Raw genomic sequence first — 24,373 nt, 5'->3', positions numbered from 1 at the left:
ATAGAAGGGCCGCACCGGGAACAGTGCGGCCCTTCGTCGATCGGACGTCCCGTCGCCGTACTGCTAAAAGCGGTAGCGCAAAAGCCGCCCCATCCGCTGCAGCATGGGCATGACGCTGAAGATCTGGATGGCGATGCGCGCGGCCGCTGACATTCTTTCTATCTGGCTCGGATCGTAGTCGCTGACCTCCTCCAGCAGACTGAGGCCCGGCACCTGCCGCTCCAGCATGCGTGGATCGTCGATGCCCCAGCGAAGCGCAGCACCGGTGGCGCGGATGGCGGGGTTGAAGCGCAGCAATTGAATGCCCAGGTGGCTATAGCCGTCGAAGACGACCTCGCCCGCCGGCAGGCGTTCCAGCAGACGCCGAAGCAGATCGTAGACGTCCTCTGCCGCAAGGTAGGGCAGGACGCCTTCGGCGACGACGATCGCCGGCGCGTCATCCGGTATCGCCGCAAGCCATCCCGCCTCCGTCACCGAAGATGCGATCTGTGTATAGTTGGCGCGATCCGGATAGAGCGTGCGGCGCAACGTCATCACATCGGGAAAATCGACGTCGAACCACCGCACCTCGTCGGGCGGATCGACGCGGAAAACGCGGGAATCGAGGCCGCAGCCGAGATGCAGCACAGTTGCATCCGGGTGCCTGGTGACGAAAGCCCGTGTCCACTGGTCGAGGAGATAGGCGCGCATGGCGATCCCGATCGTCATGTCGTGGCCGACGTCGAGATGCTGCGCAGCTTGCCCGAGACGACGCATGGCATCGGCGGCGAAATGGTCGCGCAGCAGGGAATCGGGAAGCGCGCTTTCGGCGGCCTTTGCCTGCAGCGTGATCAGCAGTGTTTCTTGCGCGCCACTCAGGCCGATCCCGTCGGCATCCATCGTTTCCTCCCCACAGCGCCGCGCGTCAAATATGACGCACAAAGGATGCTGTAGCGCTTTAAACGTGCTGCATAATTTCATCCTTAAATCGGATCCGATTTACGGAATTATGCAGGAGGCACGGCCTCGGAAACGGTGGCACGTATCCGCTGCCTAGTCGTCGGCTGCCTTCACCGCACGCGCCCGACGGACGCGCCTCGCCGTCAGCATCGCCAGTGCCGGTGCCAGCGCGAACAGCCAGAAAAGCCACTGCGTCGCGCGGGCAACGCCGTCGGTGGTGCTTGCTTCGATACCCGCCAGATTGGCGGTCAGGCCGGCAAGGGCAGCACCCAGTGCGGCGGCAAAAAGCTGCACGGTGGTGATCGAGCTCGATGCCTTCTCTTCCTCGCCCTGTGGTGCCAGTTCGTAGACGGCCGTCACGATATGCGGCCAGGCGAAACCCATGCCGAAACCGACCGCCATGATACCGGCGGAAAGCGGTGCGGAGATCGCGGCAAACCCGGTGCCGGCCATCGGCATGAACATGGCGATCAGCGCCAGGCCGGCAAGGCCGAAGGCCGGTCCGGCGAAGATCGTGCGCTGCGCCCTGTCGCCGTGCCAGTGCGCGCTGGTCATCGATCCGGCGGTCCAGCCGATCGACATCAGTGCGGCGATGTAGCCGGCAACCAGCGGCGACAGCCCATGCAATTCCTGCAGCAGATACGGTACGTAGATCTCCGGCTGCATGCCGATCATCAACAGCGTGATCGTAGCATAAAGCGCTGCCAGCGGGGAGGTTATGGTGAAGCTGCTGCTCGGCAGCAGCTTGCCGGCAGCCCGGCGTTCGACGACGAGAAGCACTGCGAACATGAGGATGGCCGCGCCGACCGAGGCGAGCTGTTCGCCCGATGTGGACAGGGTGCTTGCGATCGAAAGAGCCAGAACGATGCCGACCAGAAGCAGCAGTTGCACGACCGGCAGCGGCGTGCGATTTCCTTCGGACGAAGCGTTGCGCGGCAACGTCCAGAAGGCGAGTGCTGCCAGAAGTGCCGTCAGCGGCAGCAGCGACCAGAAGGCGGCGCGCCAGGTGGCGAATTCCGCAAACATGCCGCCAACAGCCGGGCCGATAAGCGTTGCCGTGCCCCAGGTCGCCGAGATCAGGCCGATGGCACGGGTCCAGAGCGCCGGCGCAAACACCAGGCGGATGACGCCATAGGCGAGCGCATAGAGCAGGCCGCCGCCAAAGCCCTGGATCGCCCGGCCGCCAAGCAGCACCAGCATATCGGGAGCGGAGGCGCACATGAGCGTGCCGAGGCCGAAGACGAGCGCGCCGATCGCATAGGCCGAGCCGGCGCCGACGACGGCAAGCAAGCGGGCCGAGAGTGCTGCGCCGAGGATGGATGCGGCCACGAAGACGGTGGTGCTCCAGGCGTAATATTCGAGCCCGCCGATCTCGCGCACGATCGACGGCATGATCGTCGTTACGACATAGATGTTGAGCGCATGGAGAGCTACGCCGCCGCTCAGCACGACGGAATGGATGGCGTTTTCGCCCGACAGCAGAGCGAGCCAGCCGCTGTCGGCTTTTTCAGCGGGTCTGGATGTCTTGTCGAGCATATGTGTGCACCTTTTCCTGTCGCCTCACGACTGCCGGGCAAGTAACGCGCCGTGCATCGTTGCGCGGCCGCGTCGGGCTTGCCCCGTCGGCGCCGATAGAGCACTCCCGTTTCAAATGGAGTTTTGGAGCGGCTCTATCCTATTGTTTTTACGCATTTCCTGACGGAAAAGCGCTTCGCATTTTTCGTGGAAATGTTCTGATTCAGTGGACGACGGCATCACCGAGATGGGTGAGCTTGTCCGGATTGCGAACGATGAAGATGTCGTTGACGTTTCCGTCGCCGTCATAGCCGAAGGAAACGCTGGCGGCGATATCATTTTCGGTCTCGCCCCGGAGCACAATGCCGCGGCCGCCGTTGATATCGGCAACGTCCCAGACATAGTGCGCCCAGTATTCGGTCAGCCGGTCGGCGATGAAGGCAAGCACGGTTTGCTTGCCCGAGAGCACGCCGAGCACCGTCGCCACCTTGCCGCCGCCATCGGCCGTCAGTCGTACGTCGGCGGAAAGCAGGCTCGAAAGGCTGGCAATATTGCCGCCGTGGATCGCCGTGTGGAAAGCCGACAGCAACTCGTCCTGGCGTTCGCGCGGCGTCTGGTGACGGCTCTTCTCCACGCCGATATTGGTCTTGGCGCGCGACACCAGCTTGCGTGCGGCCGCCTCCTGCATGTCGAGCGTTTCAGCCACCTCCTCATAGGGCTGGCCGAAGATTTCATGCAGCAGATAGGCAGCCCTTTCCTTCGGCGTCAGCCGCTCCAGCATCAAGAGGAAGGCGGTGGTCAGCGACGAGGTCAGTGCCAGCTTCTCCTCGGCATTGTCGTCGCTTGCCGTGTGGATCGGCTCCGGCAGCCAGGCACCGACATAGTCGACACGCTTGCGGTGTGCCGCCTTCAAGAGGTCGAGGCAGCGGCGGGTGCAGGCGGTCGTCAGCCAAGCGGCCGGGCTTTCGATCGCCAATTGATCGGCCTCCTGCCACTTCACGAACGTGTCCTGCACCGCGTCTTCCGCGTCCGCGCGCGAACCAAGGATCCGGTAAGCCAGACCGAGAAGGCGGGGACGCGCCTCCTCGAAAATTGCCGTGCTGTTTGCGCCGCCCATCTCAATGCCTCGATATCTGTTTGGTCCGGTCAATGCTGTCCTGGTCGATCGTCTTGCGTCCGCCGGCAAGCGCGCCGAGCCCGTCGGGGATTTTCTGCTCGTAACGGACGGTTTTCATATCGGTCATGATTACAACTCCGTCGATCGTTGCTCATGACCAACTGACGATTGGCTTCCGGCCGCTGTGACGCCGTCTTGAAATTTTTCTCAGATTTTTGGCGGGTAGGCGTGCTCTTTGCCGCGGAAGTCGGTCACGGTGTAGCAACCGCCGCCGTCCGCAGCGATCGATGCCGCGCTGATCACCGTCTTGCCGTGACCGCCGGGAATGTCGAGGATATAGGTCGGCTGGCAGAGGCCAGAGACCCGGCCGCGCAAGGACGCGACGAGTGCCTGGCCCTCCTCGATCGAGAGCCGGAAGTGGCTGGTGCCGGGTGCCAGATCCGGGTGGTGCAGATAGTAGGGCTTGATCCGGGTTTCGACGAAGGCGCGCATCAGTGCGGCAAGCACGTCCGCATCGTCATTGACGCCTTTCAGCAGCACCGACTGGCTGACCATGACGACGCCGGCATCGATCAGCCGGGCCGAGGCGTCGCGCGCTTCCTGTGTCAGTTCACGCGGATGGTTGGCGTGCAGCGCCACATAGGTCGCCTTGCCGCTGGCCTTGAGGGCTGAAACGAGATCGGCGTTGATGCGCTCGGGCTCGACCACCGGTACGCGGGTGTGGAAGCGCACGATCTTGACATGGGCGATCGGCTTCAGCCGCTCCATGATTTCGGTGAGGCGGCGCGGCGAAAGCACCAGCGGGTCGCCACCGGTGAGAATGACCTCCCAGATCTCGTCATGTTCGGCGATATAGGCGATCGCCGCATCGAGTTCGGCGGGTGTCAGCGTACCCAGTCCCTGCGGTCCGACCATTTCGCGGCGAAAGCAGAAGCGGCAATATACCGGGCAGACATGCACGGCCTTCAAAAGCACCCGGTCGGGATAGCGATGCACGATGCCGGCGACCGGGCTGTGCGCCTTGTCGCCGATCGGATCTTCGCGCTCTTCCGGCAGCAGCGTCAGCTCGGCGGCATCGGGTACGAACTGGCGGGCAATCGGATCGTTCGGGTCGTTGCGGTCGATCAGCTTGGCGATAGCAGGACTGATGGCGACCGCGTAGCGCTCGGCGACCTGCGAAACGACGGTTTGCTGTGACGGTTCGATAAGGCCGGCATCAACCAATTCGCCGGCTGTCTTGATCGGCCGGTGAACGTTCATGATGCCGTCTCCGCCACCGGTGCCCAGAGCACCTGGTCGATGCGCGACGCACCGGTCGCCAGCATGACCAGCCGGTCGAAGCCGAGCGCGATGCCGCTCGCCTCGGGCATGATGGCGAGCGCTGCCAGAAAATCCTCGTCGAGCGGATAGGTCTCGCCATAGACGCGGGCCTTCTCCGTCATTTCCATCTCGAAACGACGGCGCTGCTCGGCCGCATCGGTCAGTTCGCCAAAGGCATTGGCGAGTTCGACGCCGCAGGCATAGAGCTCGAAGCGCTCGGCAACGCGGCGGTCGCGCGCGGTCGGCCGGGCAAGGGCTGCTTCAGCGACCGGATATTCATCGAGGATCGTCGCGCGGCCAAAGCCGAGATGCGGTTCGACCTTTTCGACAAGCACGCGGCTGAACAGGTCGGCCCAGTTATCGTCGGCGGCGACCCGCAGCCCGGCCGATACCATCGCGCTAGCAAGCGCGTCCCGGTCCGTTTCTCCGTTGGAGGCGATCGAAGCGAGCAGGTCGATTTTCGCAAAACGCTTGAAGGCTTCGGCCACCGCCAGCCGTTCGGGCTCGGCGAAGGGGTCGCAGGTGCGGCCCTGGAAGGTGAACTGACTGACGCCGGTCGTCTGTGCCGCGAGCGTCAGGATCTCGGCGCAGTCGCGCATCAGCGTCTCGTAGGTCTCACCGGCGCGGTACCATTCGAGCATGGTGAATTCCGGATGGTGCAGCGGCCCACGCTCGCGGTTGCGATAGACATGGGCAAAGCAGGCGATGCGCTTTTCACCGGCAGCGATGAGCTTCTTGCAGGCAAACTCCGGCGAGGTGTGCAGATAGAACGGATCGGCGGAGCCGTCATGGTTGAGCGCCTGGGTGGCAAAGGCGTGCAGATGGGCTTCGTTGCCCGGTGAGACCTGCAGCGTCGCGGTATCGACCTCGATGAAGTCGCGCTCGTCGAAAAACCGGCGCAGCGCCGACTGGATCCGGTTGCGTCCGAGAAGAAACGGGCGCCGGTCGGCATGGACGTGCGGCGTCCACCAGGGTGAGGCATGCGACATGGTCGTTCGATCCAGGCTTTCTTCGCGCCCTAGGCTATCTTCGCGTCAATGCCGGCGCAGGCTGGCTATTTGCACGAAATTAGGGTAGTGGCGGCGCGATATCATAATTTTCGCGTCTTTCGGGGCCGGCTTTCCCGGCGCGCCGTGTCGCGCATACCTCTGTTACAAGGAAGACTAATGGTCAAGGTCATCGCTTCATCTGTCCGCAAGGGCAACGTTCTCGACGTTGACGGCAAGCTCTATGTCGTTCTTACCGCGCAGAACTTCCATCCGGGCAAGGGCACGCCGGTCACCCAGGTCGACATGCGCCGCATTTCCGACGGCGTGAAGGTCTCCGAACGCTACCGCACGACCGAACAGGTCGAGCGCGCCTTCGTCGAAGACCGCGAGCACACCTTCCTTTATGAAGATGGCGAAGGCTTCCACTTCATGAACCCGGAAAGCTACGACCAGCTGGTCATGACCACTGACGACATCGGCGACCTCAAGGCCTACCTGCAGGAAGGCATGGCCTGCATTCTTTCGATCCACGAAGGCCTGGCGATCGCCATCGACCTGCCGCGCCACGTGACGCTCGAAATCACCGAGACCGAGCCGGTCGTCAAGGGCCAGACGGCATCGTCGTCCTACAAGCCGGCTATTCTGTCGAACGGCGTTCGCACGCTCGTGCCGCCGCATATCCAGGCTGGCACCCGCGTCATCATCGCGACCGAAGACGGCTCCTATGTCGAGCGCGCCAAGGACTGACACGCTCAAGCACTGACGATCGAGCGATCGCATCGAACGGGGACGGCAGGTTCAACCTGCCGTCCCCGTTGTCGTTTCTACTGCTGGGCTCCTTCGACCGTTGGTGTTTCAGGGGCAAAACCAGGCAGCAAGTTCAAAGCGTTACAGCGTCCTCGGCGCGTCACCGGATGCGCGACGCCGCAGAGCCCGGAAGCTGTGGCAGAGATCGGATAAGCAACCGCAAATTTAGGGGGAGCATTTCGAAAAACGGGTGCTAGGATGCCGGCGCTACGACGTTTCCGCCATGAGAGGGCCCGCATGTTTCCATTGTCGCATATGATGAAGTCGTTCATTCGCAAGGGTCGCCTGACGGTGATCGACGCTGATGGCAGGAGGCATGTCTTCTCCGGCGAGCCCGGGCCTGAAGTCACCATGCGGCTCACCGACAAGAAGCTCTATCGCAGCCTTGTCTTCAATGCGGAGCTGGCGGCTGGCGAGGCCTACATGGACGGTACCATGCGCTTCGAGGAAGGCTCGACGCTCAAGGATTTCCTGACGCTGTTTTCGATCAACCGGCTCTCGCTCGGCTCCTACCCGATCCAGAAGGTGCTGCGCGCGATAAAGATGCGCTTCCGCAAGCGCCAGCAGGCAAATCCCAAGGGCAAGGCGCAGGAGAACGTCGCCCATCACTACGATCTCGGCAACGACTTCTACAAGTTGTTCCTCGACGAGAACATGCTCTATTCCTGCGCCTATTTCCGCGAGCCGAACGAGAGCCTGGAAAAAGCCCAGCGCAACAAGCTGCGGCTGCTCGCCTCCAAGCTCTGCCTGGAGCCGGGCATGAAGGTGCTCGATATCGGTTCCGGCTGGGGCGATCTGGCGATGTACCTGGCGAAACTCGAAAACGTCGAGGTTCTGGGTGTGACGCTTTCCAAGGAGCAGCAGGCGCTGTCTTCGCAACGCGCACAGGCGGCCGGGCTCGCCGATCGTGTTCGCTTCGAACTGAAAGACTATCGGGATGTGCAGGGACCGTTCGATCGCATCGTTTCGGTCGGCATGTTCGAGCATGTCGGTGTGAATCACTACGACGAGTTTTTCAAGAAACTCAATGCGCTGATGCCGGATGACGGCGTTGCGGTGCTGCATTCGATCGGCCACATGAGCCCGCCCGGCATGGCGAGCGCCTGGCTGCGCAAATACATCTTCCCCGGCGCCTATTCGCCGGCACTTTCGGAGGTCTTCGACGTCGTCGAGCGCAACAGCCTTTGGGTCACCGATCTAGAGTTCCTGCGCGTGCACTATGCCACGACGCTGGCGCATTGGGGGGAGCGGTTCGAGGCAAACCGCGACAAGGTGATCGCGATGTATGACGAGCGCTTTGCCCGCATGTGGGAGTTCTATCTGATCAGTGCCGAAATGATGTTCCGCACCGGCAGCCAGCTGGTCTTCCACATGCAGCTGTCGCGCTCGCGTGACGCAGCACCGATCGTGCGCGATTACATCACCGACCGCCAGCGCGACTTCATGGCCCGCGAGCACGCGCTCGACCTCAACATCTGACCGGCCCCATTTGACCGGCATCGTGCCGGTCAATCTCCGTTCCAGCGCAGCCGCTTGTAGTCGAAGCCGAATTCGAGTGTCGGCTTGACGATCGAGAAGAACGGCGAGAGATCGAAGTCGCGCGGGGTATAGAGCGAATAGTGGCGGATATGCAGGATCTCTTCGCGTGAATAGGTGGAGGCGGCCGACGCGCGCCCAGGCGCGCGCGTGACCTCCGGCAGGATCGGATAGCGGATCTGCTCGAAGGCTTCGGCAATCAGCGTCGAGCAGATCGCCCGCGTCGGATCGCCTGAACCAAGCGCCAGCAGGCGACGACGCCAGCGCACGGGCACCGGCGGTGCCGGCATGAAATAGCGCAGCATATCCAGAATGTTCTTCAGGTCGTATTTCATGCCGAGCCGGGCGATCATGAAGCCGACCAGCGCGGTACGATCGTCGGGCGTCAGCGCCACCGGTCGGCAGATGCGCGTGTTGAACGATGCATATTTCTTCAGCGGCACCGCGACGCAACCTTCGCCGATATTCACCTCGATCAGTTGAGGCCTTTCGATCACCGGCAGGGTCGCCTGGTCGAGCGTCAGCGGCATCTCGTCGCCGACGAAAAATGCCGCGTGCGACCAGGTGGATTGCGTCAGGTATTTGATCGCGGCGGAAACCTTCTGGTTGCCTTCGATCAAGAGGACGTCGCCCGGACGCAGCGTGCGCGCCAGCGTTTCCGGGTCGGATGGCGTGTAGGGTTCGTAGCCAAGGGTCTGCGTCTGCAACCTTGCGGCCATACGGGCGCCGAGCCGGTCCAGAAACGTATCCTTGCTTTCCGAAAGCGGGTAGATGGTCCTCATGGAGGCGATTGCTCCAGCCGCGGGAAGGGGATTCGCATGCGCCTGCATGGTGGCCGAGCCGCGACACTCTGTCGAGTGATTGTCGCGTGATTGCATGGCTTTGACCTTGACGCACATTCCCGGGGTTTCTATTTAGAATTATTCTAAAGAAGGTTTTCAACGATGTTTTCCCGTCTCTTCTCCCGCTCCAAGCGTCCGTTTCTCTCCCTCAACGAACAGGAAATCCTGGCACTGGCGATCTCGTCGGAGGAGGACGATGGACGCATCTATCTCGCCTATGCGGATGCGTTGAGAGAGAAATATCCGCACTCGGCAAAAGTGTTCGAAGAAATGGCGGAGGAGGAGAGCCATCATCGGCAATGGCTGATCGACATGCACGTACAGCGCTTCGGCAACCGGATCCCGCTGATCCGCCGCGAGCATGTCCGCGACTTCCCCGATCGCAAGCCTGAGTGGCTGATCGCCGAAATGCCGATCGAGAAGGCGCGGGCGGAAGCCGAGGCAATGGAGGAGACGGCGCACCGCTTCTATGTCGAGGCGGCGGCGCGCACCCAGGATGCGGCGACGCGCAAGCTGCTGGGCGACCTGGCAATCGCGGAAAAAACGCACGAATCGCTCGCCCGCAGGCTCGGTGAAAAGCACACACCGGACGATGTTCGCGAGGAGGAGGAGCAGACGGCGCGCCGACAGTTCATCCTGACCTACGTTCAGCCGGGGCTGGCTGGGCTGATGGATGGCTCGGTTTCGACGCTCGCACCGATCTTTGCTGCTGCCTTTGCGACACAGGATACCTGGCAGACCTTCCTCGTCGGCCTGTCGGCCTCGGTCGGCGCTGGTATTTCCATGGGCTTCACAGAGGCGGCCCATGATGACGGCAAGCTGTCGGGCCGCGGTTCGCCGATCAAGCGCGGCCTCGCATCGGGCATCATGACCGCGCTCGGCGGTCTAGGGCACGCACTGCCCTATCTCATTCCGCATTTCTGGACGGCGACGATCACGGCCGCAGTCGTCGTCTTCTTCGAGCTTTGGGCAATCGCGTTCATTCAGAACCGCTACATGGAAACGCCGTTCCTGCGCGCCGCATTCCAGGTTGTGCTGGGCGGCGGCCTAGTGCTGGCAGCGGGCATCCTGATCGGTAATGCCTGATCGGGCGTGCAGCGTTTGAAACGAAAAAAGGGCCGGTTTGACCGGCCCTTTTTCGTAAAGCGATGATGCTGCGGTATCAGTTGCCGACCGAGCCGACGACCACTTCCGCGCCGTTGTCGATGGTGACCCAGCGACCGCTGTTGAACGAAGCCTGGCGCTTGAGATAACGGTAGGGCGTCTGGGTCCAGAGCCGCACGCCGTTTTCGAGGTTGTCGAGGACGAAATCCCCCTGGGCGGTGCGCACCGTCAGCACGGCATGGCCCTCGCCATCGGGTTTGCGAACGACAGTGATCAGCAGTTCGCTGGGGGAAAAGCCCTTGCGCATCAGACGCTTGCGCTTTTCGAGAACGAAGTCCTCGCAATCGCCGGCGTCCTGCGGGTAGGACCAGACTTCATCCCTGCCGAAGAGTTCCTGATCGGTCACCGGCGTGATTTCGCGGTTCACGGCAGCGTTGACCTGACGGATCGTCGCCCAGCCGCGCTCGGTGACACGCGGCGCCACGCTCGTCTTCGATTTGACGCTGCATTCGCCCTTGTGCTTCTGACAGAACTCGTAATGTCCGATCGGCTGCGAGGTAACCGAGCCGGTCTGCATCCAAGGAGAGGATCCCGCCTGTGCGGGAATTGCCGTGTTCGCTGAAATGAAAAGTGCGCAAAACGCCGCGATACTTCCCTTAACCCCGGTCCAAGACGCCATACAAATCCCCTGCGTGACGCGGTATGCCGGGCTCTTCCTGTCCGGACGTATTCGCGCAATCCTGAGTTGAGGGCAGCTTGTTCAGGTCTTCCGCCTCACGCTGCTCTAATCGTTAATAAAGAGTTAATAGCGTTGGGGTCGGAGAGTCAATCTACTGATTCGGCCATTGGACTTTATGGTTAAAGCCGTTGCCGAAACGCAGCGCAAAGCCCTGCGCAGCAGGCGGTCTGCGGCGCATGGACGCGGAAATTGGGGGTAGAAAGGGCGTCGAGCGCCGGCCTATCGGCTTAAGCCGAAGGCAGCATGTTTCCGATCGCCTGTTTCATTTTAGCAATGTCTTCCTCGCGCGAAAGACGGTGGTCGCCGTCACGGATGAGCGTCATGACGACGTCGTCGGCCGGAAGGTGCTCCATCAGTTTCAGCGCGTGCGTGTAGGGCACATCCGGGTCGCGCATGCCCTGCAGGATGTGAACCGGGCAGCCGGTGGTGATGGTGCCGACGAGCACGCGGTTGTCGCGGCCGTCCTCGATCAGGGCGCGCGTATAGATGTTGGGCTCGGGGCTGTATTCGGACGGTTCCTCGAAATAGCCGCGCTCGGCAAGCGAGTGCCGCTCGATCTCCGTCAGGTTTGGTTCGATGAGTTCGGCGGTAAAGTCGGGAGCAGGCGCGATCAGTACCAACCCGGCGATGCGTTCGCTGAGGCCGCGCTGGCGTAGTTCCTGGATCAGCCTCATCGCGATCCAGCCGCCCATCGATGAGCCGATCAGGATCAGGCGCTGCCCGGGGGCGGCATGTTCGACGACGGCAAGGCTTTCTTCCAGCCAACGCGAGATCGTGCCGTCCTTGAAGGCGCCGCCGGAGGCGCCGTGGCCGGAATAGTCGAAGCGGATGCAGTCGGTTGCCCTGTCTCTCGCAAGCTGCTCGACCTCGACCGCCTTCGTCCCGGTCATGTCGGAGCGGTAGCCGCCAAGCCACACAAGCGTCGGCCGATCGGAGCGCTTTTGTGCCCGCAGGATCCGCATGGCGATGCGGCGACGGGCGGCATCCTTGCCAACCTCGATGAAGGTTGTTTCGGTTTCGGCTGGCGTCGTTTGCATCTCAATTCTCTCCAAATGCCCGGATTGGCGGCGAATTTCTTTCTAAAACAGATTCGTCTTGGCTTCGACAGGTGGTGATTTTCCCTGCGAGCCATGCTATTGACTCTCCCGTCGCAATTCACACATTGCCGTCGGCGGCAGATTGAAGCATTTCGGCCAAGGCCGCGCCGACTAATAATTGAACCGCATTTTCGGAAACAGCTCGAGGAGAGTACGACCATTCGCAGACCGTTCAAAACGGACGCCCCCGTCAAGGAGGGACCGCGCTCAAACAAGGAAATCCGGGTGCCCCGGGTTCAGCTTATCGATGCCGAAGGCCAGAATATCGGTGCCATCCCGATCGACCAGGCGCTCCGCATGGCGGAAGAGGCCGGTCTTGATCTGGTAGAGATCGCACCGAACTCCGAGCCGCCGGTGTGCAAGATCCTCGATCTCGGCAAGCTGAAATACGCCAACCAGAAGAAGGCGGCCGAAGCGCGCAAGAAGCAGAAGATCGTCGAGATCAAAGAGATCAAGATGCGTCCCAACATCGACACGCATGATTATGAAGTGAAGATGCGGGCGATGAATCGCTTCTTCGAAGAGGGCGACAAGGTCAAGGTGACCCTGAAGTTCCGCGGTCGCGAAATGGCGCACCAGGAACTCGGCATGAAGCTCCTGCTTCAGGTCAAGGATGACACCCAGACGATCGCCAAGGTGGAGGCCGAGCCGAAGCTCGAAGGCCGCCAGATGATGATGGTCCTCGCTCCGCGTTGACCGAGGTGTCCGGGCGCAATGTCCGGAAACTGGATCAGGTAGGAAGCCGCCCGAAGGGCGGCTTTTTGCGTTTGAGGGTCCTTGCCATCAGCGCCGATATCGCCGATGCCTATGGCGCGAAGTTGATCCTCGGGCAGTCGCCGCTCGGCGGACTGGAGGCGGTGCTCGCCTTCGAAACGGCCGGCAGGCGCAAGCGTCGGCGCGATCCGGTTTGACGTTGTATGTCGCTTCTATGACGCTTCGTCGATTCCGCAGTTGCGCTTTCGGGGAGGTCCGGGTATAAGCGCCCGTCCGAACGGTCCGGCAGGGCATGCCGTGGCCGTTCTTAACGCTGGAAATGGACCTCGTCTGTCCGTTTCGAATTCTTAAGAAAAATGGAGTAGCAAAATGCCCAAGATGAAGACGAAATCGTCTGCCAAGAAGCGGTTCAAGATCACCGCTACCGGCAAGGTTCGTGCAGCAGCTGCTGGCAAGCGCCACGGCATGATCAAGCGTTCCAACAAGTTCATCCGCGACGCACGTGGAACCATGGTTCTCGCGGAGCCCGATGGCAAGAAGGTCATCAAGAACTACCTGCCCAACGGTCTCTAAGACTTTCAGGCATTTTGGACACGTTAAGGAGATCATGACATGGCACGTGTAAAACGCGGCGTAACCGCTCACGCCAAGCACAAGAAGACACTCAAGGCAGCCAAGGGCTTCTACGGCCGCCGCAAGAACACCATCCGCGCTGCAAAGGCTGCGGTTGATCGTTCGAAGCAGTTCGCTTACCGCGACCGCAAGGTCAACAAGCGCAACTTCCGCGCTCTCTGGATCCAGCGCATCAACGCTGCCGTCCGCGAATTCGGCCTGACCTACGGCCGCTTCATCGACGGCCTGAACAAGGCTGGCATCGAAGTCGACCGCAAGGTTCTGTCCGACATGGCTATCCATGAGCCGGCAGCATTCGGCGCCCTCGTCGAAGCTTCCAAGAAGGCACTTGCCTACCTCAAGGAAGCCGGTACGACCAACGAGTTTGAAAGCGCTGTTCGTTAAGCCAGCGTTTTCCCAAAACCGTTCTTGATTTTTGTTGGGAAACCCGCGCTGGCAGGGCTAGTGCGGGTTTTTCTTATTTGGCGGGACGAAAGTGTACGACGATCGAAAGGGGCCGCTTGCGGTTCGCGAGCTTGACGACGAGGACATGGCGGCTCTGCTGGCAGCACTTGCCGGCGGATCATCCCGTGTCGAACGACGCCAGCCTAGGGATCGTATGGTCTGGATCAAGCGTGACCGGCGCGTTGGCCCGCGTCTCGGACTGCTCTTCCTGCAGATCGCAAGCCGCGCGCTGAAGCCAGAAACGCCGGACCGGGCTTTTGCCGCCTGGAAGCTTGCGGCGCCAGCGGAAGCCGCCGTCGCTCCCTCAGAGATCAAACCGCTCTTTACGCGATTGTTGCCGCAGGCGCGCTTCTTCCTGCGCATCCAGAACGGTCATGACCCCGTGCGCCTCGTGGCGGCGACGGACTCACTGGCGACGCAATCACAATCCTGAAGACAACAACCGATATAGACCGAACCCATTCCCGCATCGAGGCAGGACAGAATGAGCGAACTGGAAACACTGGAACGGACACTGCTGGCGGACATCGATGCCGCCGGCGACGAAGGATCGATCGAGGCGGTGCGCGTCGGCGCGCTCGGCAAGAAGGGCTCGATCTCCGAGCTACTGAAGACGCTCGGCACGATGACGCCGGAAGAGCGCCAGACCCGTGGCGCCCAGATCAACGCGCTGAAGACCACGGTTGCAGAAGCGATCACCGCCCGCAAGTCGGCGTTGAAGGACCAGGCGATCGCCGAGCGTCTGGCCCGCGAAACCGTCGATATCAGCCTGCCGGTGCGCTCGTCCCCGGCCGAACGTGGCCGTATCCATCCGATCAGCCAGATCGTCGACGAGATCACCGCGATCTTCGGCGACATGGGTTTCTCGATCGCCGAAGGTCCTGACATCGAGACCGACTACTACAACTTCACGGCGCTGAACTTCCCGGAAGGCCACCCGGCCCGCGAGATGCACGACACCTTCTTCTTCAATGAAGATGACAAGGGCGAGCGCAAGGTGCTGCGCACGCATACCTCGCCGGTGCAGATACGCACGATGGAGGCGCAGGACCCGCCGATCCGCATCATCATCCCCGGCAAGACCTATCGCCAGGATTCCGACGCCACCCACTCGCCGATGTTCCATCAGGTCGAGGGCCTGGTCGTCGACAAGTCCGCGAACGTCGCCAACATGCGCTGGGTGCTGGAAGAATTCTGCAAGGCCTTCTTCGAGGTCGATCAGGTCACGATGCGTTTCCGCCCGTCGTTCTTCCCGTTCACCGAACCGTCCTTCGAGGTCGACATCCAGTGCGACCGCTCCGGCCCGATCGTCAAGTTCGGCGAGGGCACCGACTGGATGGAGATCCTCGGCTGCGGCATGGTCCACCCGAACGTGCTCAGATCCGGCGGGCTCGATCCGGACGAGTATCAGGGCTTTGCCTGGGGCATGGGTCTCGACCGCATCGCCATGCTGAAATACGGCATGCCGGACCTGCGTGACTTCTTCAACGCCGATGTCCGCTGGATGAACCATTACGGCTTCCGCCCGCTCGACATGCCGACATTGTTCGGCGGCCTCTCGGCCTGATCGCGCTGAAAATTGGAGCATTTCCAGGAAAAGTGCGAAGCGGTTTTCCGCCAGGAAATGTGTAAAAACAAAGGGATAGAGTGTTTCTGCAACCCGGTTTAAGCCGGAAACGCTCGAGGACACAGGTGAAATCATGAAATTCACGCTTTCCTGGCTCAAGGACCACCTTGATACCGACGCTTCGCTGGACGAGATCTGTGCGCGCTTGACGATGATCGGGCTTGAAGTCGAGGATGTCGACGACAAGGCCGCCTTCAAGCCGTTCGTCATCGCCAAGGTCGTTTCCGCCGAGCAGCATCCGAATGCCGACAAGCTTCGGGTCCTGATGGTCGATACCGGCACAGGCGCACCGGTTCAGGTCGTCTGCGGCGCGCCGAACGCCCGCGCCGGCCTCGTCGGCGCCTTCGCCGCATCGGGCACCTACGTGCCGGGCATCGACGTCACGCTCTCCGTCGGCAACATTCGCGGCGTCGAAAGCCACGGCATGATGTGTTCGGAAAAGGAACTCGAGATCTCCGACGACCACAACGGCATCATCGACCTGCCGGATGATGCGCCTGTTGGCACGAGCTATGCGGCCTATGCCAGCCTCGACGATCCGATGATCGAGATCAACCTGACGCCGAACCGCCCGGATTGCACCAGCGTTTACGGCATCGCCCGCGACCTCGCAGCCTCTGGCCTCGGTACGCTGAAGGCCCGCGCGGCACCCGCCTTTGCGGTCGAAGGCGAGACCCCGGTCAAGCTGACGATCGACCTTGGCGAAGATCGTCACCTTTGCCCAGGCTTCGGCCTGCGGCTCGTGCGCGGCGTCAAGAACGGCCCGTCGCCGAAATGGATGCAGCAGCGGCTGCTGTCGATCGGTCTTCGTCCGATTAACGCGCTGGTCGACATCACCAACTACATGACCTTCGACCAGGGCCGGCCGATGCACGTCTTCGACGCGGCCAAGGTTACGGGCAACCTGACTGTGCGCCGCGCCAAGGAAGGCGAAACCGTGCTTGCGCTCGACCAGCGCGAATACAAGCTCGGCCCGAACAACGTCGTCATATCAGACGAAAAGGCCATCGAGTCGATCGGCGGTATCATGGGCGGCGAACACTCCGGCTGCGATGAGAACACCACAGACGTGCTGATCGAATCGGCGCTCTGGGACCCGATGAACATCGCCAAGTCCGGCCGCACGCTCGGTATCATCACCGACGCGCGCTACCGCTTCGAGCGTGGTGTCGATCCGGAATACATGGTGCCCGGTCTCGAGCGCACCACCGAACTGGTCCTCGAGCTTTGCGGCGGCAAGCCGGCCAAGGCAGAAGTCGTCGGCTATGCCGGCTATAGCCCGAAGATCGTCGATTTCCCGATGTCCGAGGTCAAGCGCCTGACGGGGCTCGAGGTTTCCTCGGAAGAGAGCGTCACGATCCTGAAGAAGCTTGGCTTCGGCGTCCAGGGCTCGGGCGAGCGCGTCAACGTTTCGGTGCCGTCCTGGCGCCCGGATGTCGACGGCAAGGCCGATCTCGTCGAAGAGGTCATGCGCATCCACGGCGTCGACAACATTGTTGCAGCACCCTTGCCGAGCCATGGCACCGTCAATGGCAAGATCCTGACGACGCTGCAGATCCGCACCCGCCTTGCCAAGCGCGCGTTGGCGAGCCGCGGCATGCTGGAGGCCGTCACCTGGTCGTTCATTTCCGAAGACCAGGCGAAGCTCTTCGGCGGCGGTCAGCCGGCGCTGAAGCTTGCCAACCCGATCGCGGCCGATATGTCGGACATGCGCCCGTCGCTGTTGCCGGGTCTCCTGTCGGCGGCACAGCGCAATGCCGACAAGGGCTTTGGCGACGTTGCGCTCTTCGAAGTCTCCGGCACCTATGAAGGCGATGGCCCGGATCAGCAGCGCCGCGTTGCCGGTGGCGTACGCCGTGGCACCGCATCGCTCAACGGCGCCGGTCGTCTCTGGTCGAATGCTGCCAAGGGCGGCGGCAAGCCGGTCGACGTCTTCGACGCCAAGGCCGATGCGATCGCGGTCTTGGAAGCCTGCGGCGTGCCGATGGGCAATGTCCAGTTCGAAGCCGGCGGTCCCGCCTGGTATCATCCCGGCCGTTCCGGCACGATCAAGCTCGGTCCGAAGATCGTGCTTGGCTCCTTCGGTGAATTCCACCCGAAGACGCTTGAGGCGCTCGATGTCTCCGGTGCACTCTGCGGCTTCGAAATCTATGTCGACGCCATGCCGGAACCGAAGAAGAAGGCGACCCGCACCAAGCCGGCACTTGATCTTTCGCCGTTCCAGGCGGTCAAGCGCGACTTCGCCTTCGTCGTCGACAAGGGCGTCGAGGCAGGTGCCATCCTGCGTGCAGCCTCCGGCGCCGACCGCAAGCTGGTGACCGGCGTCAGCGTCTTCGACGTGTTCGAGGGAGCGTCCCTTGGCGAAGGCAAGAAGTCGATCGCCATCGAAGTGACGATCCAGCCGGTCGAGCGCACGCTGACCGACGAGGACTTCGAGGCTTTGACGGCCAAGATCGTCGCCAACGTCACCAAGACGACAGGCGGCGTGTTGCGCGCCTGAAGGCCGTTCGGTTTATAACCATGGCAAAGGCCGCTGCTTGCAGCGGCCTTTGCCATGCGGCTAACCAATGCGTTGCATCAGCTCGATCCGGTTGCCGAAGGGATCGCTGACGTAACACCTGGCATATCCGGCAAGTGGCGCGTCACGCGTGATCGACACGCCGGAGGCTTCGAGTCGCAAAAGGAGCAGGGCAAGGTCGTCGACAAGGAAGGCGGGATGAGCCTTGCGCGCAGGCGAGAAAGCCGGGTCGATACCGAGGTGAATTCTTGCCTCTCCTCGCTCGAACCAACAGCCACCACGTCCGGCAAGGTTCAATGGTTTCTGCACCTCGGTTAGGCCGAGCAGCCCTTCATAGAAACCCCGTGCTACATCCTCCATCCCGGCAGGCATGGCCAGCTGGACATGGTCGAGCGCCATGATTTGACCTATGGCCTCGAGGCTCCCGCTTGATCCCGCCATCAGGCGTGAAGGTGGTAGATCTTGTTGACGATCACCCAGCGCCCGTCGATCTTGACCAGCGACAGATAATCGGAAAAGCGTTCGCCGGCGAAGCTGTCGATCACCTTCACCGTTGCCGCATCGCCGGTAATGTCGGTCATCTCCACATCCATCTCCGGCTGGCTCCCGGGCGGCGCGGCCCCCTGGTCCAGAACCGCCTTGATGAAGCCGTCGCGCGTCATCCATTCGAGCGCGCCTCTGTAGTTGCCGATGATCGCCGCGTCTGGGTGAAACGCCTTGCGCAACGCACCTTCGTTGGCAAAGGCCATGCCGTCCACATAGAGATGCACCACCGCGCTGATCGCCTGCTCGTCGGACATTCCCGATCCTCCGAAATTGTTGGTCACGACAGGAAAGGTAGTGCATCCGGCTGAAAATTCGATGGGTGAATGCCCCGCCTCGGCAAGGAGGCGGGGCATGCGCGTTCAACGATTGGTGAGCGCCAGCGATGCTTCCGTATAGCGCTTGCCAGCAACGAGCGCCGGCGACAGCGCATCGCCGAGCCGGGCAAGTTCGTCAGCGCTCAGCACGATATCGGCCGCGGCCGCATTCTGCTCCAGGTGGTGGAGCTTGCGCGCGCCGGGGATGGGCACGATGAAGTCGCCCTGATTGATCACCCAGGCGAGCGCCAACTGGGCGGCGGTTACGCCTTTTTCGCGCGCGAGCGCTTCCAGCGTTTCGACAAGGGCGGCGTTGGCGCCGAGGTTTTCCGCCTGGAAGCGCGGCAACGAGCGACGGAAATCGTCCGCTGCAAGATCGTCAGCCTTGCGGATCGTGCCCGTCAGCATGCCGCGCCCAAGCGGGCTATAGGGCACGAAGCCGATGCCGAGGTCGCGGCAGGTCGCCAGCACGTCCTCTTCCGGGTCTCGCGACCAAAGCGAATATTCGCTCTGGACCGCCGCGATCGGATGCACCTTGTGGGCACGTCGGATCGTTTCGGAACTTGCCTCGGAAAGCCCGAGCGTGCGCACCTTGCCCTGGCGCACCAGATCGGCCATGGCGCCGACGGTTTCCTCGATCGGAACCCCGGGATCGACGCGGTGCTGGTAGTAGAGGTCGATCACATCGATCCCAAGCCTCTTCAGCGAGGCGTCAGCCACGGCCCTTGCGTTTTCCGGTCGACCGTCGATGCCTTTGATCGCCTCGGCCGCTGGTTTGCCGGGCTCTATGCGGAAGCCGAATTTAGTCGCGATCGTGACCTTGTCGCGTAGCGGCTTCAACGCCCGGCCGACAAGCTTTTCATTCTCGTAAGGGCCATAGACTTCGGCCGTGTCGAAGAAGGTGACGCCGAGGTCGACGGCGCGCTGCAGCGTGCGGATCGATTCCGCCTCGTCGGCGCCGCCATAGGCAAAGCTCATGCCCATGCAGCCAAGACCAATGGCGGAGACGGTCAGTTCATTCCCGAGTTTGCGGGTCTTCATGTCATGTCCTTTCGGGGTAGGGGCGACCATGCAGGCGCGCCAGGGTGGCCCGCGAACGCATCGAAACGCCCGGTATTCGTCGGCGCTTGGCCAGTCGGCTCCAAGCGGCGTCCTGCATGCCGCTCTTCCCGGTGCCGTCTGGCTACGACGATGATCAAAGGATAGGGCCGCAGCATGCGGTTGAAAATCTCTGTCAACTCTCACGGGCTGTTCTATTATTTAGATCAATGAACAGGACCCAGCTTTCCCAACTCGCCGTCCTTGCCGCGGTTGCCGCCCATGGCAGCTTCCGTGGTGCCGCCCGCGAGCTTGCCATCGCACCATCGGCCGTCAGCCACGCGGTCGGCAGCCTTGAAGCGAGCCTTGGTGTGCGGCTTTTATCGCGCACCACCCGCAGCGTCGCGCCGACCGAGGAGGGGCGGCGCCTCCTTGAACGACTGGCACCGGCGCTCGACGAGATCGCCCACGCGCTGGAGGCTGCCACGGACACGCGCGACCGTCCGGCCGGCAATCTGCGCATCACGGCGCCGCGATTTGCCGCCGATCTTATCCTGGCGCCCCGGCTTGGTGCCTTTCTCAACCGCTACCCGGAGATCGTGCTGGAAATCGCCAACGAGGATGGTTTCACCGACATCGTCGAACAAGGCTACGACGCCGGCATCCGACTCGGCGAAAGCCTCGAAGCCGATATGATCGCCGTCAAGGTCGGGCCGGAGCTGGAAAGTGCGGTTGTTGCATCGCCCGATTATTTCGAGCGTTTCGGCCGCCCCTTTCATCCGAGCGATCTCGCCGGCCACCGCTGCATCCGGCGACGCTTTTCCAATGGCACGCTCTATCGCTGGGAGTTCGAGAGGCACGGCGAGGAATTGACGGTTTCCGTCGAGGGGCCGTTAATCCTTGGGGAAGACCGGCCGATTATCAAGGCGGCGATGGGTGGAGCAGGGCTTGCCTATCTCTTCCTCTCGCGGGTGGAAACGCCAATCGCCGAAGGGCGGTTGATCCGCGTGCTCGAGGATTGGTGCGCGCCCTATGCCGGCCCGTTTCTCTACTATCCGAGCCGGCGCCAGATGCGCCCGGCCCTTCGCGCCTTCATCGATTTCTTCAAGCATGCGAGCTAGGCCGGTTGATGGCCCTCATCAACGGCTATCGGCGTTTGCATCGGACTTGCAATCGCCGGTCGGCCGGGCAAAGTCGCGCTGACGCGGTGTGTCACGAGGGGAAGCGCAGTGAAGAAACCGCATTGGAAGATCTCGGGCGCGTGCGGCTGTCGAAAAACTTCTTCTTGCGCGAGTTCCTGCATTCGGAGATCGCCGATTTTCATCGTATCCCGAATATACCCGATGATCCCGAGCTGGCGATCGAGGCCGGGCGGCGGTTGTGCGAGGAGCTACTGGAACCGCTGGAAGCGACCTTCGGCCGTTTGACCATTCGCTCCGGATACCGAAACCGCGCGGTCAACGGTTTTGGCAATGCCCGCGGTCTCAACTGCTCGAGCAATGCGGCGTCGGCGGCCGATCACATCTGGGACATGCGCGATGCGGACGGCTGCATCGGCGCATCCGCCTGCATCGTCATTCCCTGGGTCTGGGACCGTCGCCACGAGCTCGGCGGCTGGCAGTCGATCGCCTGGTGGATCCACGACCATCTGCCCTATTCATCGCTCTGTTTCTTTCCGAAACTCTGGGCGTTCAATATCCAATGGCACGAGCGGCCGGCGCGCCGGATCCGAAGCTTCGCCGAGCCGCGCGGGATGCTGACCAAGCCCGGCATGGCGAACCAGCACGGCAGCCATCATGCGTTCTACGCACTCTTGCCCGAGCCGGTGAACGTGCCGAAAGTCAACTTGTAGCGCACGTGGTCGTCGGTTGCCGAGTAGCGGTCGTAGAGACGGCGCGCCACGGCATTGTCGCGTTCGGTATACCAATAGAGCCGGTCCCAGTCCGACGCCTGGCAGAGCGCGATCAGGTCGTCGATCATGGCGCGGGCGACGCCTTGGCCGCGCGCTGATGGATCAACGTAGAGATCCTCGATGTAGCAGATGGGGTGTCGGAAGAAGGTCGCGAGCTGTTCCTGGCAGATCACGAAACCGACCGGTTCGCCATCGAGGATCGCCAGCCGGGCAAAGAGCGGTGCAGCGGGATCGATGAGGCGGCTCCAGGTCAGACTGACGATGTCCTCCGCCAGCTCAATGCCGGAAAAGGCGACATAGCCGGCCCACAGGCGGCGCCAATGCGTTTCGTCGCTGGCGGTCGCCGCCCGTATGCTCAATGCCATCGTCCTTGCCTTGCTCCTGCTATTCGCTGACGTCGTTGAGCTGTCGAATTGCCTCGTCGCTCAAGGTCAGCTGGGTCGAACGGATGAGGCTCGTCAACTGGTCGAGATTGGTGGCGCTGGCGATGGGAGCGGTGATGCCCTTGCGGTTTCGCACCCAAGCGAGCGCAATCTCGGCCTGCGTTGCTCCGGTCTCTTCAGCGATTTCGTCGAGCACGCCGAGGATGCGCATGCCGCGGCCGTCGAGATATTTTTCGACGCCCGAGCCGCGCGCCGACCCTTCAAGGTCCTTGTGCGTGCGGTATTTGCCCGAGAGGAAGCCGCGCGCCAGGCCGAAATAACTGATGACGCCGATCTCTTCGCTGACGCAAAGATCGCGCAACGGCCCGTCGAAACTGTCGCGATCGTAGAGATTGTATTCCGGCTGCAGCACCGCATAGCGCGGCAGGCCGCCATTGGCGCTGACATCGAGCGCTTCGCGCAGCTGCAGCGAGTTCAGGTTCGAGGCGCCGACGGCGCGCACCTTGCCCTCAGACAAAAGCTGGTCATAGGCGGCAAGTGTTTCTTCGTAAGGCGTTTCGGGGTCTGGCCAGTGCGAGAGGTAAAGGTCGATATAATCAGTCTGCAGCCGCTTCAGTGAATCCTCGACCGCCTGCAGGACCCAGCGGCGTGACAGGCCCTTGCGGTCCGGCCCAAGCTCGGAACCGACCTTGGTAACGATCACAGCCTTGTCGCGGCTGTGGCCGGACTGTTTCAGCCATTTGCCGATGATCGTCTCGGATTCGCCGCCCTGGTTTCCTGGTGCCCAGGACGAGTAGACGTCAGCGGTGTCGATGGCATTAAGGCCGGCATCGAAGAAGGCGTCGAGCAGGGCGAAGGACGTCTTTTCGTCAGCTGTCCAGCCGAAGACATTGCCGCCGAAGACAAGCGGCGCGATTGAAAGGTTAGTGCGGCCAAGTCTGCGTTTTTCCATGGTTTCGCTCCATTGGACTGGATGAAAGCAAGTGCGCGATCGGGAGGATGCCGGCACGAACATAAGGCAAGCGAACAAAGCTTGTCACCTGCCGCCGGTCTTTTTTATCGGTCGTCGCCGCTTGATAGGTACGCACCTCGCCGCTACGGCGCCGCGCGTCATATGACGCGCTAAAGGCGCTGTAACGCTTTAAACTGCTGCATGATTTTCTCCTTAAATCGATTCCGGTTTAAGGAATCATGCAGTAGTCTCAGCCGCCAAATCAGGGAGCCCCGCTATGTTTCGTTTCGGAATTCTGTCCACGGCCAAGATCGGCCGCGATCTCGTCGTGCCCGCCATTCAGGACGCCGAGAACTGCGTCGTTTCGGCAGTCGCCAGCCGCGACCTCGCAAAGGCGCGCGCCATGGCCGACCGCTTTTCCGCGCCGCACGCCTTCGGATCCTATGAGGAGATGCTCGCCTCCGACACGATCGATGCGGTCTATATCCCGCTGCCGACCTCGCAGCACGTGGAGTGGACGATCAAGGCTGCCAATGCCGGCAAACATGTGCTCTGCGAAAAGCCGATTGCGCTGCGGGCATCCGAGATCGATGCATTGATCGCGGCGCGCGATCGCAACAAGGTGCTGATCGCCGAAGCCTTCATGGTCACCTACAGCCCCGTCTGGCGCAAGGCCCGCTCGCTGCTTGCCGAAGGGGCTATCGGCCGACTTCGACACGTGCAGGGTGCCTTCACCTATTTCAACCGCGACCCCGGCAACATGCGCAACATTCCGGCACTCGGTGGCGGCGGCCTGCCGGATATCGGCGTCTACCCGACGATCACCACGCGCTTCGTGACGGCCAAGGAGCCGGTGCGCGTGCAGGCAAGCACTGATCGCGACCCGGAATTCGGCACCGACATCTATTCGAGCGTGCGCGCCGACTTCGGTGATTTCGAACTGAGCTTCTATATCTCCACGCAGCTTGCCGCCCGCCAGGTCATGGTCTTCCACGGCGACAAGGGTTTCATCGAGGTGAAATCGCCGTTCAATGCCGACCGCTACGGGCGCGAGGAAGTGGAGCTCACCAACCAGAACCACGCCCAGTCGCAGCTCTTCCGCTTCCAGGATGCACGCCAGTACAAGCTGCAGGCGGAAGCGTTTGCGCGCGCTGCAAAGGGCGAAGCCGAGGAAGTGGTCACGCTCGAAAACTCGCGGCTCAACCAGAAGCTCATCGATGCGATCTACCGCGCCAGCGACAAGGACGGCTGGGAAAAGATCTGAGCCGGCTAATGAAAGAAAAAGCC

Annotated in this window: 27 protein-coding genes; 13 read left to right on the top strand and 14 right to left on the bottom strand. The window is 62.1% G+C overall.

Translation table 11 applies throughout. The features are described 5' to 3' along the window. Positions 1-63: 63 nt before the first annotated feature. The 6 genes from ASD03_RS05850 to epmA form a co-directional block, all read right to left on the bottom strand. A complete protein-coding gene (locus tag ASD03_RS05850; protein WP_025425538.1) occupies positions 64-879 on the bottom strand; it encodes a class I SAM-dependent methyltransferase in 816 nt (271 codons plus the stop codon). Positions 880-1,032: 153 nt separating this feature from the next. Then, positions 1,033-2,475: an MFS transporter gene (locus tag ASD03_RS05845; protein WP_081788828.1), complete on the bottom strand. Its 1,443-nt coding sequence runs from the start codon at positions 2,473-2,475 to the stop codon at positions 1,033-1,035. A gap of 202 nt (positions 2,476-2,677) precedes the next feature. Beyond that, a complete protein-coding gene (sigJ, locus tag ASD03_RS05840; protein WP_025425540.1) occupies positions 2,678-3,571 on the bottom strand; it encodes an RNA polymerase sigma factor SigJ in 894 nt (297 codons plus the stop codon). A gap of 1 nt (position 3,572) precedes the next feature. Next, the gene (locus ASD03_RS41060) at positions 3,573-3,698 is read right to left on the bottom strand and encodes a hypothetical protein (protein WP_255569777.1); all 126 of its coding nucleotides are present in this window, start codon (positions 3,696-3,698) and stop codon (positions 3,573-3,575) included. An 80-nt stretch (positions 3,699-3,778) separates the two neighbouring features. Beyond that, positions 3,779-4,831, bottom strand: coding sequence for a lysine-2,3-aminomutase-like protein (locus ASD03_RS05835; protein ID WP_025425541.1), 1,053 nt, complete (start codon positions 4,829-4,831; stop codon positions 3,779-3,781). Beyond that, the gene (epmA, locus tag ASD03_RS05830) at positions 4,828-5,880 is read right to left on the bottom strand and encodes an EF-P lysine aminoacylase EpmA (RefSeq protein WP_025425542.1); all 1,053 of its coding nucleotides are present in this window, start codon (positions 5,878-5,880) and stop codon (positions 4,828-4,830) included. Before epmA ends, ASD03_RS05835 begins: the two co-directional genes overlap by 4 nt. 177 nt (positions 5,881-6,057) lie before the next feature. Between epmA and efp the strand changes: the two genes are divergently transcribed. Both efp and ASD03_RS05820 read left to right on the top strand, forming a co-directional pair. After that, complete coding sequence (efp, locus tag ASD03_RS05825; RefSeq protein WP_025425543.1) at positions 6,058-6,627, top strand: elongation factor P; 570 nt, start codon at positions 6,058-6,060, stop codon at positions 6,625-6,627. Positions 6,628-6,924: 297 nt separating this feature from the next. Beyond that, positions 6,925-8,166 carry a cyclopropane-fatty-acyl-phospholipid synthase family protein gene (locus ASD03_RS05820; RefSeq protein WP_025425544.1) on the top strand — a complete coding sequence of 414 codons (1,242 nt, stop codon included), beginning with the start codon at positions 6,925-6,927 and terminating at the stop codon, positions 8,164-8,166. A gap of 29 nt (positions 8,167-8,195) precedes the next feature. Here ASD03_RS05820 and ASD03_RS05815 read toward each other — a convergent pair whose 3' ends face one another. Next, complete coding sequence (locus ASD03_RS05815) at positions 8,196-9,005, bottom strand: YiiX/YebB-like N1pC/P60 family cysteine hydrolase (RefSeq protein WP_038575805.1); 810 nt, start codon at positions 9,003-9,005, stop codon at positions 8,196-8,198. A 162-nt stretch (positions 9,006-9,167) separates the two neighbouring features. On the opposite strand from ASD03_RS05815, the gene mbfA reads away from it, so the two are divergent. Continuing rightward, the gene (gene mbfA / locus ASD03_RS05810) at positions 9,168-10,151 is read left to right on the top strand and encodes an iron exporter MbfA (protein WP_025425545.1); all 984 of its coding nucleotides are present in this window, start codon (positions 9,168-9,170) and stop codon (positions 10,149-10,151) included. Between the two features lie 76 nt (positions 10,152-10,227). Here the strand turns inward: mbfA and ASD03_RS05805 are convergent, their stop codons facing one another. Beyond that, positions 10,228-10,848: a transglutaminase-like cysteine peptidase gene (locus tag ASD03_RS05805; RefSeq protein ID WP_025425546.1), complete on the bottom strand. Its 621-nt coding sequence runs from the start codon at positions 10,846-10,848 to the stop codon at positions 10,228-10,230. A 287-nt stretch (positions 10,849-11,135) separates the two neighbouring features. Continuing rightward, a complete protein-coding gene (locus tag ASD03_RS05800; RefSeq protein ID WP_025425547.1) occupies positions 11,136-11,945 on the bottom strand; it encodes an alpha/beta hydrolase in 810 nt (269 codons plus the stop codon). A gap of 219 nt (positions 11,946-12,164) precedes the next feature. Between ASD03_RS05800 and infC the strand changes: the two genes are divergently transcribed. The 7 genes from infC to pheT all read left to right on the top strand — a co-directional run bounded on the left by infC (position 12,165) and on the right by pheT (position 17,923). Next, positions 12,165-12,701, top strand: coding sequence for a translation initiation factor IF-3 (gene infC / locus ASD03_RS05795; protein ID WP_038576631.1), 537 nt, complete (start codon positions 12,165-12,167; stop codon positions 12,699-12,701). Between the two features lie 65 nt (positions 12,702-12,766). Continuing rightward, positions 12,767-12,916 carry a hypothetical protein gene (locus ASD03_RS05790; RefSeq protein WP_156407901.1) on the top strand — a complete coding sequence of 50 codons (150 nt, stop codon included), beginning with the start codon at positions 12,767-12,769 and terminating at the stop codon, positions 12,914-12,916. 172 nt (positions 12,917-13,088) lie between these two features. Next, entirely contained in the window at positions 13,089-13,292 is a 204-nt protein-coding gene (rpmI, locus tag ASD03_RS05785; RefSeq protein ID WP_025425550.1) for a 50S ribosomal protein L35, read from the top strand. 39 nt (positions 13,293-13,331) lie between these two features. Further along, complete coding sequence (gene rplT / locus ASD03_RS05780) at positions 13,332-13,736, top strand: 50S ribosomal protein L20 (RefSeq protein ID WP_025425551.1); 405 nt, start codon at positions 13,332-13,334, stop codon at positions 13,734-13,736. 91 nt (positions 13,737-13,827) lie between these two features. Further along, positions 13,828-14,229: a hypothetical protein gene (locus ASD03_RS05775; RefSeq protein ID WP_057212530.1), complete on the top strand. Its 402-nt coding sequence runs from the start codon at positions 13,828-13,830 to the stop codon at positions 14,227-14,229. 51 nt (positions 14,230-14,280) lie between these two features. Then, positions 14,281-15,363 carry a phenylalanine--tRNA ligase subunit alpha gene (pheS, locus tag ASD03_RS05770; protein ID WP_057204340.1) on the top strand — a complete coding sequence of 361 codons (1,083 nt, stop codon included), beginning with the start codon at positions 14,281-14,283 and terminating at the stop codon, positions 15,361-15,363. 133 nt (positions 15,364-15,496) lie between these two features. Then, on the top strand, positions 15,497-17,923 hold the full coding sequence (gene pheT / locus ASD03_RS05765; protein ID WP_025425554.1) for a phenylalanine--tRNA ligase subunit beta: 2,427 nt from the start codon (positions 15,497-15,499) through the stop codon (positions 17,921-17,923). 60 nt (positions 17,924-17,983) lie between these two features. Here pheT and ASD03_RS05760 read toward each other — a convergent pair whose 3' ends face one another. The 3 genes from ASD03_RS05760 to ASD03_RS05750 form a co-directional block, all read right to left on the bottom strand. Beyond that, entirely contained in the window at positions 17,984-18,340 is a 357-nt protein-coding gene (locus ASD03_RS05760; RefSeq protein WP_038575809.1) for a VOC family protein, read from the bottom strand. A 41-nt stretch (positions 18,341-18,381) separates the two neighbouring features. Next, the gene (locus ASD03_RS05755) at positions 18,382-18,741 is read right to left on the bottom strand and encodes a nuclear transport factor 2 family protein (protein WP_025425556.1); all 360 of its coding nucleotides are present in this window, start codon (positions 18,739-18,741) and stop codon (positions 18,382-18,384) included. Positions 18,742-18,846: 105 nt separating this feature from the next. Then, positions 18,847-19,842: an aldo/keto reductase gene (locus tag ASD03_RS05750; protein ID WP_025425557.1), complete on the bottom strand. Its 996-nt coding sequence runs from the start codon at positions 19,840-19,842 to the stop codon at positions 18,847-18,849. A gap of 227 nt (positions 19,843-20,069) precedes the next feature. Here ASD03_RS05750 and ASD03_RS05745 point away from each other — a divergent pair, with 227 nt between their 5' ends. Beyond that, positions 20,070-20,960, top strand: coding sequence for a LysR family transcriptional regulator (locus ASD03_RS05745; RefSeq protein ID WP_025425558.1), 891 nt, complete (start codon positions 20,070-20,072; stop codon positions 20,958-20,960). A gap of 86 nt (positions 20,961-21,046) precedes the next feature. Beyond that, entirely contained in the window at positions 21,047-21,691 is a 645-nt protein-coding gene (locus ASD03_RS05740) for a hypothetical protein (protein ID WP_038576634.1), read from the top strand. On the opposite strand, the gene ASD03_RS05735 is transcribed toward ASD03_RS05740, so the two are convergent. Then, positions 21,643-22,116 (bottom strand): GNAT family N-acetyltransferase, encoded by a 474-nt coding sequence (locus ASD03_RS05735; RefSeq protein WP_025425560.1) that lies wholly within the window; start codon positions 22,114-22,116, stop codon positions 21,643-21,645. The genes ASD03_RS05740 and ASD03_RS05735 overlap by 49 nt on opposite strands. 19 nt (positions 22,117-22,135) lie before the next feature. Continuing rightward, complete coding sequence (locus ASD03_RS05730; protein WP_025425561.1) at positions 22,136-23,086, bottom strand: aldo/keto reductase; 951 nt, start codon at positions 23,084-23,086, stop codon at positions 22,136-22,138. A gap of 277 nt (positions 23,087-23,363) precedes the next feature. Here ASD03_RS05730 and ASD03_RS05725 point away from each other — a divergent pair, with 277 nt between their 5' ends. Beyond that, a complete protein-coding gene (locus ASD03_RS05725; RefSeq protein WP_025425562.1) occupies positions 23,364-24,350 on the top strand; it encodes a Gfo/Idh/MocA family oxidoreductase in 987 nt (328 codons plus the stop codon). Positions 24,351-24,373: the final 23 nt, after the last annotated feature.

Origin of the sequence: Ensifer sp. Root127, from assembly GCF_001425225.1 — a bacterium.
In the GTDB taxonomy this organism is placed as follows: Bacteria; Pseudomonadota; Alphaproteobacteria; order Rhizobiales; family Rhizobiaceae; genus Ensifer; species Ensifer canadensis.
This window is presented reverse-complemented; position numbering and strand designations above follow the sequence as displayed.

Excerpts from the sequence above, each read along its gene's own strand:
- ASD03_RS05850 (WP_025425538.1), bottom strand. The coding sequence starts at position 879 with ATGGATGCCGACGGGATCGGCCTGAGTGGCGCGCAAGAAACACTGCTG.
- ASD03_RS05845 (WP_081788828.1), bottom strand. The coding sequence starts at position 2,475 with ATGCTCGACAAGACATCCAGACCCGCTGAAAAAGCCGACAGCGGCTGG.
- sigJ (WP_025425540.1), bottom strand. The coding sequence starts at position 3,571 with ATGGGCGGCGCAAACAGCACGGCAATTTTCGAGGAGGCGCGTCCCCGC.
- ASD03_RS41060 (WP_255569777.1), bottom strand. The coding sequence starts at position 3,698 with ATGACCGATATGAAAACCGTCCGTTACGAGCAGAAAATCCCCGACGGG.
- ASD03_RS05835 (WP_025425541.1), bottom strand. The coding sequence starts at position 4,831 with ATGAACGTTCACCGGCCGATCAAGACAGCCGGCGAATTGGTTGATGCC.
- epmA (WP_025425542.1), bottom strand. The coding sequence starts at position 5,880 with ATGTCGCATGCCTCACCCTGGTGGACGCCGCACGTCCATGCCGACCGG.
- efp (WP_025425543.1), top strand. The coding sequence starts at position 6,058 with ATGGTCAAGGTCATCGCTTCATCTGTCCGCAAGGGCAACGTTCTCGAC.
- ASD03_RS05820 (WP_025425544.1), top strand. The coding sequence starts at position 6,925 with ATGTTTCCATTGTCGCATATGATGAAGTCGTTCATTCGCAAGGGTCGC.
- ASD03_RS05815 (WP_038575805.1), bottom strand. The coding sequence starts at position 9,005 with ATGAGGACCATCTACCCGCTTTCGGAAAGCAAGGATACGTTTCTGGAC.
- mbfA (WP_025425545.1), top strand. The coding sequence starts at position 9,168 with ATGTTTTCCCGTCTCTTCTCCCGCTCCAAGCGTCCGTTTCTCTCCCTC.
- ASD03_RS05805 (WP_025425546.1), bottom strand. The coding sequence starts at position 10,848 with ATGGCGTCTTGGACCGGGGTTAAGGGAAGTATCGCGGCGTTTTGCGCA.
- ASD03_RS05800 (WP_025425547.1), bottom strand. The coding sequence starts at position 11,945 with ATGCAAACGACGCCAGCCGAAACCGAAACAACCTTCATCGAGGTTGGC.
- rpmI (WP_025425550.1), top strand. The coding sequence starts at position 13,089 with ATGCCCAAGATGAAGACGAAATCGTCTGCCAAGAAGCGGTTCAAGATC.
- rplT (WP_025425551.1), top strand. The coding sequence starts at position 13,332 with ATGGCACGTGTAAAACGCGGCGTAACCGCTCACGCCAAGCACAAGAAG.
- pheS (WP_057204340.1), top strand. The coding sequence starts at position 14,281 with ATGAGCGAACTGGAAACACTGGAACGGACACTGCTGGCGGACATCGAT.
- pheT (WP_025425554.1), top strand. The coding sequence starts at position 15,497 with ATGAAATTCACGCTTTCCTGGCTCAAGGACCACCTTGATACCGACGCT.
- ASD03_RS05760 (WP_038575809.1), bottom strand. The coding sequence starts at position 18,340 with ATGGCGCTCGACCATGTCCAGCTGGCCATGCCTGCCGGGATGGAGGAT.
- ASD03_RS05755 (WP_025425556.1), bottom strand. The coding sequence starts at position 18,741 with ATGTCCGACGAGCAGGCGATCAGCGCGGTGGTGCATCTCTATGTGGAC.
- ASD03_RS05750 (WP_025425557.1), bottom strand. The coding sequence starts at position 19,842 with ATGAAGACCCGCAAACTCGGGAATGAACTGACCGTCTCCGCCATTGGT.
- ASD03_RS05745 (WP_025425558.1), top strand. The coding sequence starts at position 20,070 with ATGAACAGGACCCAGCTTTCCCAACTCGCCGTCCTTGCCGCGGTTGCC.
- ASD03_RS05735 (WP_025425560.1), bottom strand. The coding sequence starts at position 22,116 with ATGGCATTGAGCATACGGGCGGCGACCGCCAGCGACGAAACGCATTGG.
- ASD03_RS05730 (WP_025425561.1), bottom strand. The coding sequence starts at position 23,086 with ATGGAAAAACGCAGACTTGGCCGCACTAACCTTTCAATCGCGCCGCTT.
- ASD03_RS05725 (WP_025425562.1), top strand. The coding sequence starts at position 23,364 with ATGTTTCGTTTCGGAATTCTGTCCACGGCCAAGATCGGCCGCGATCTC.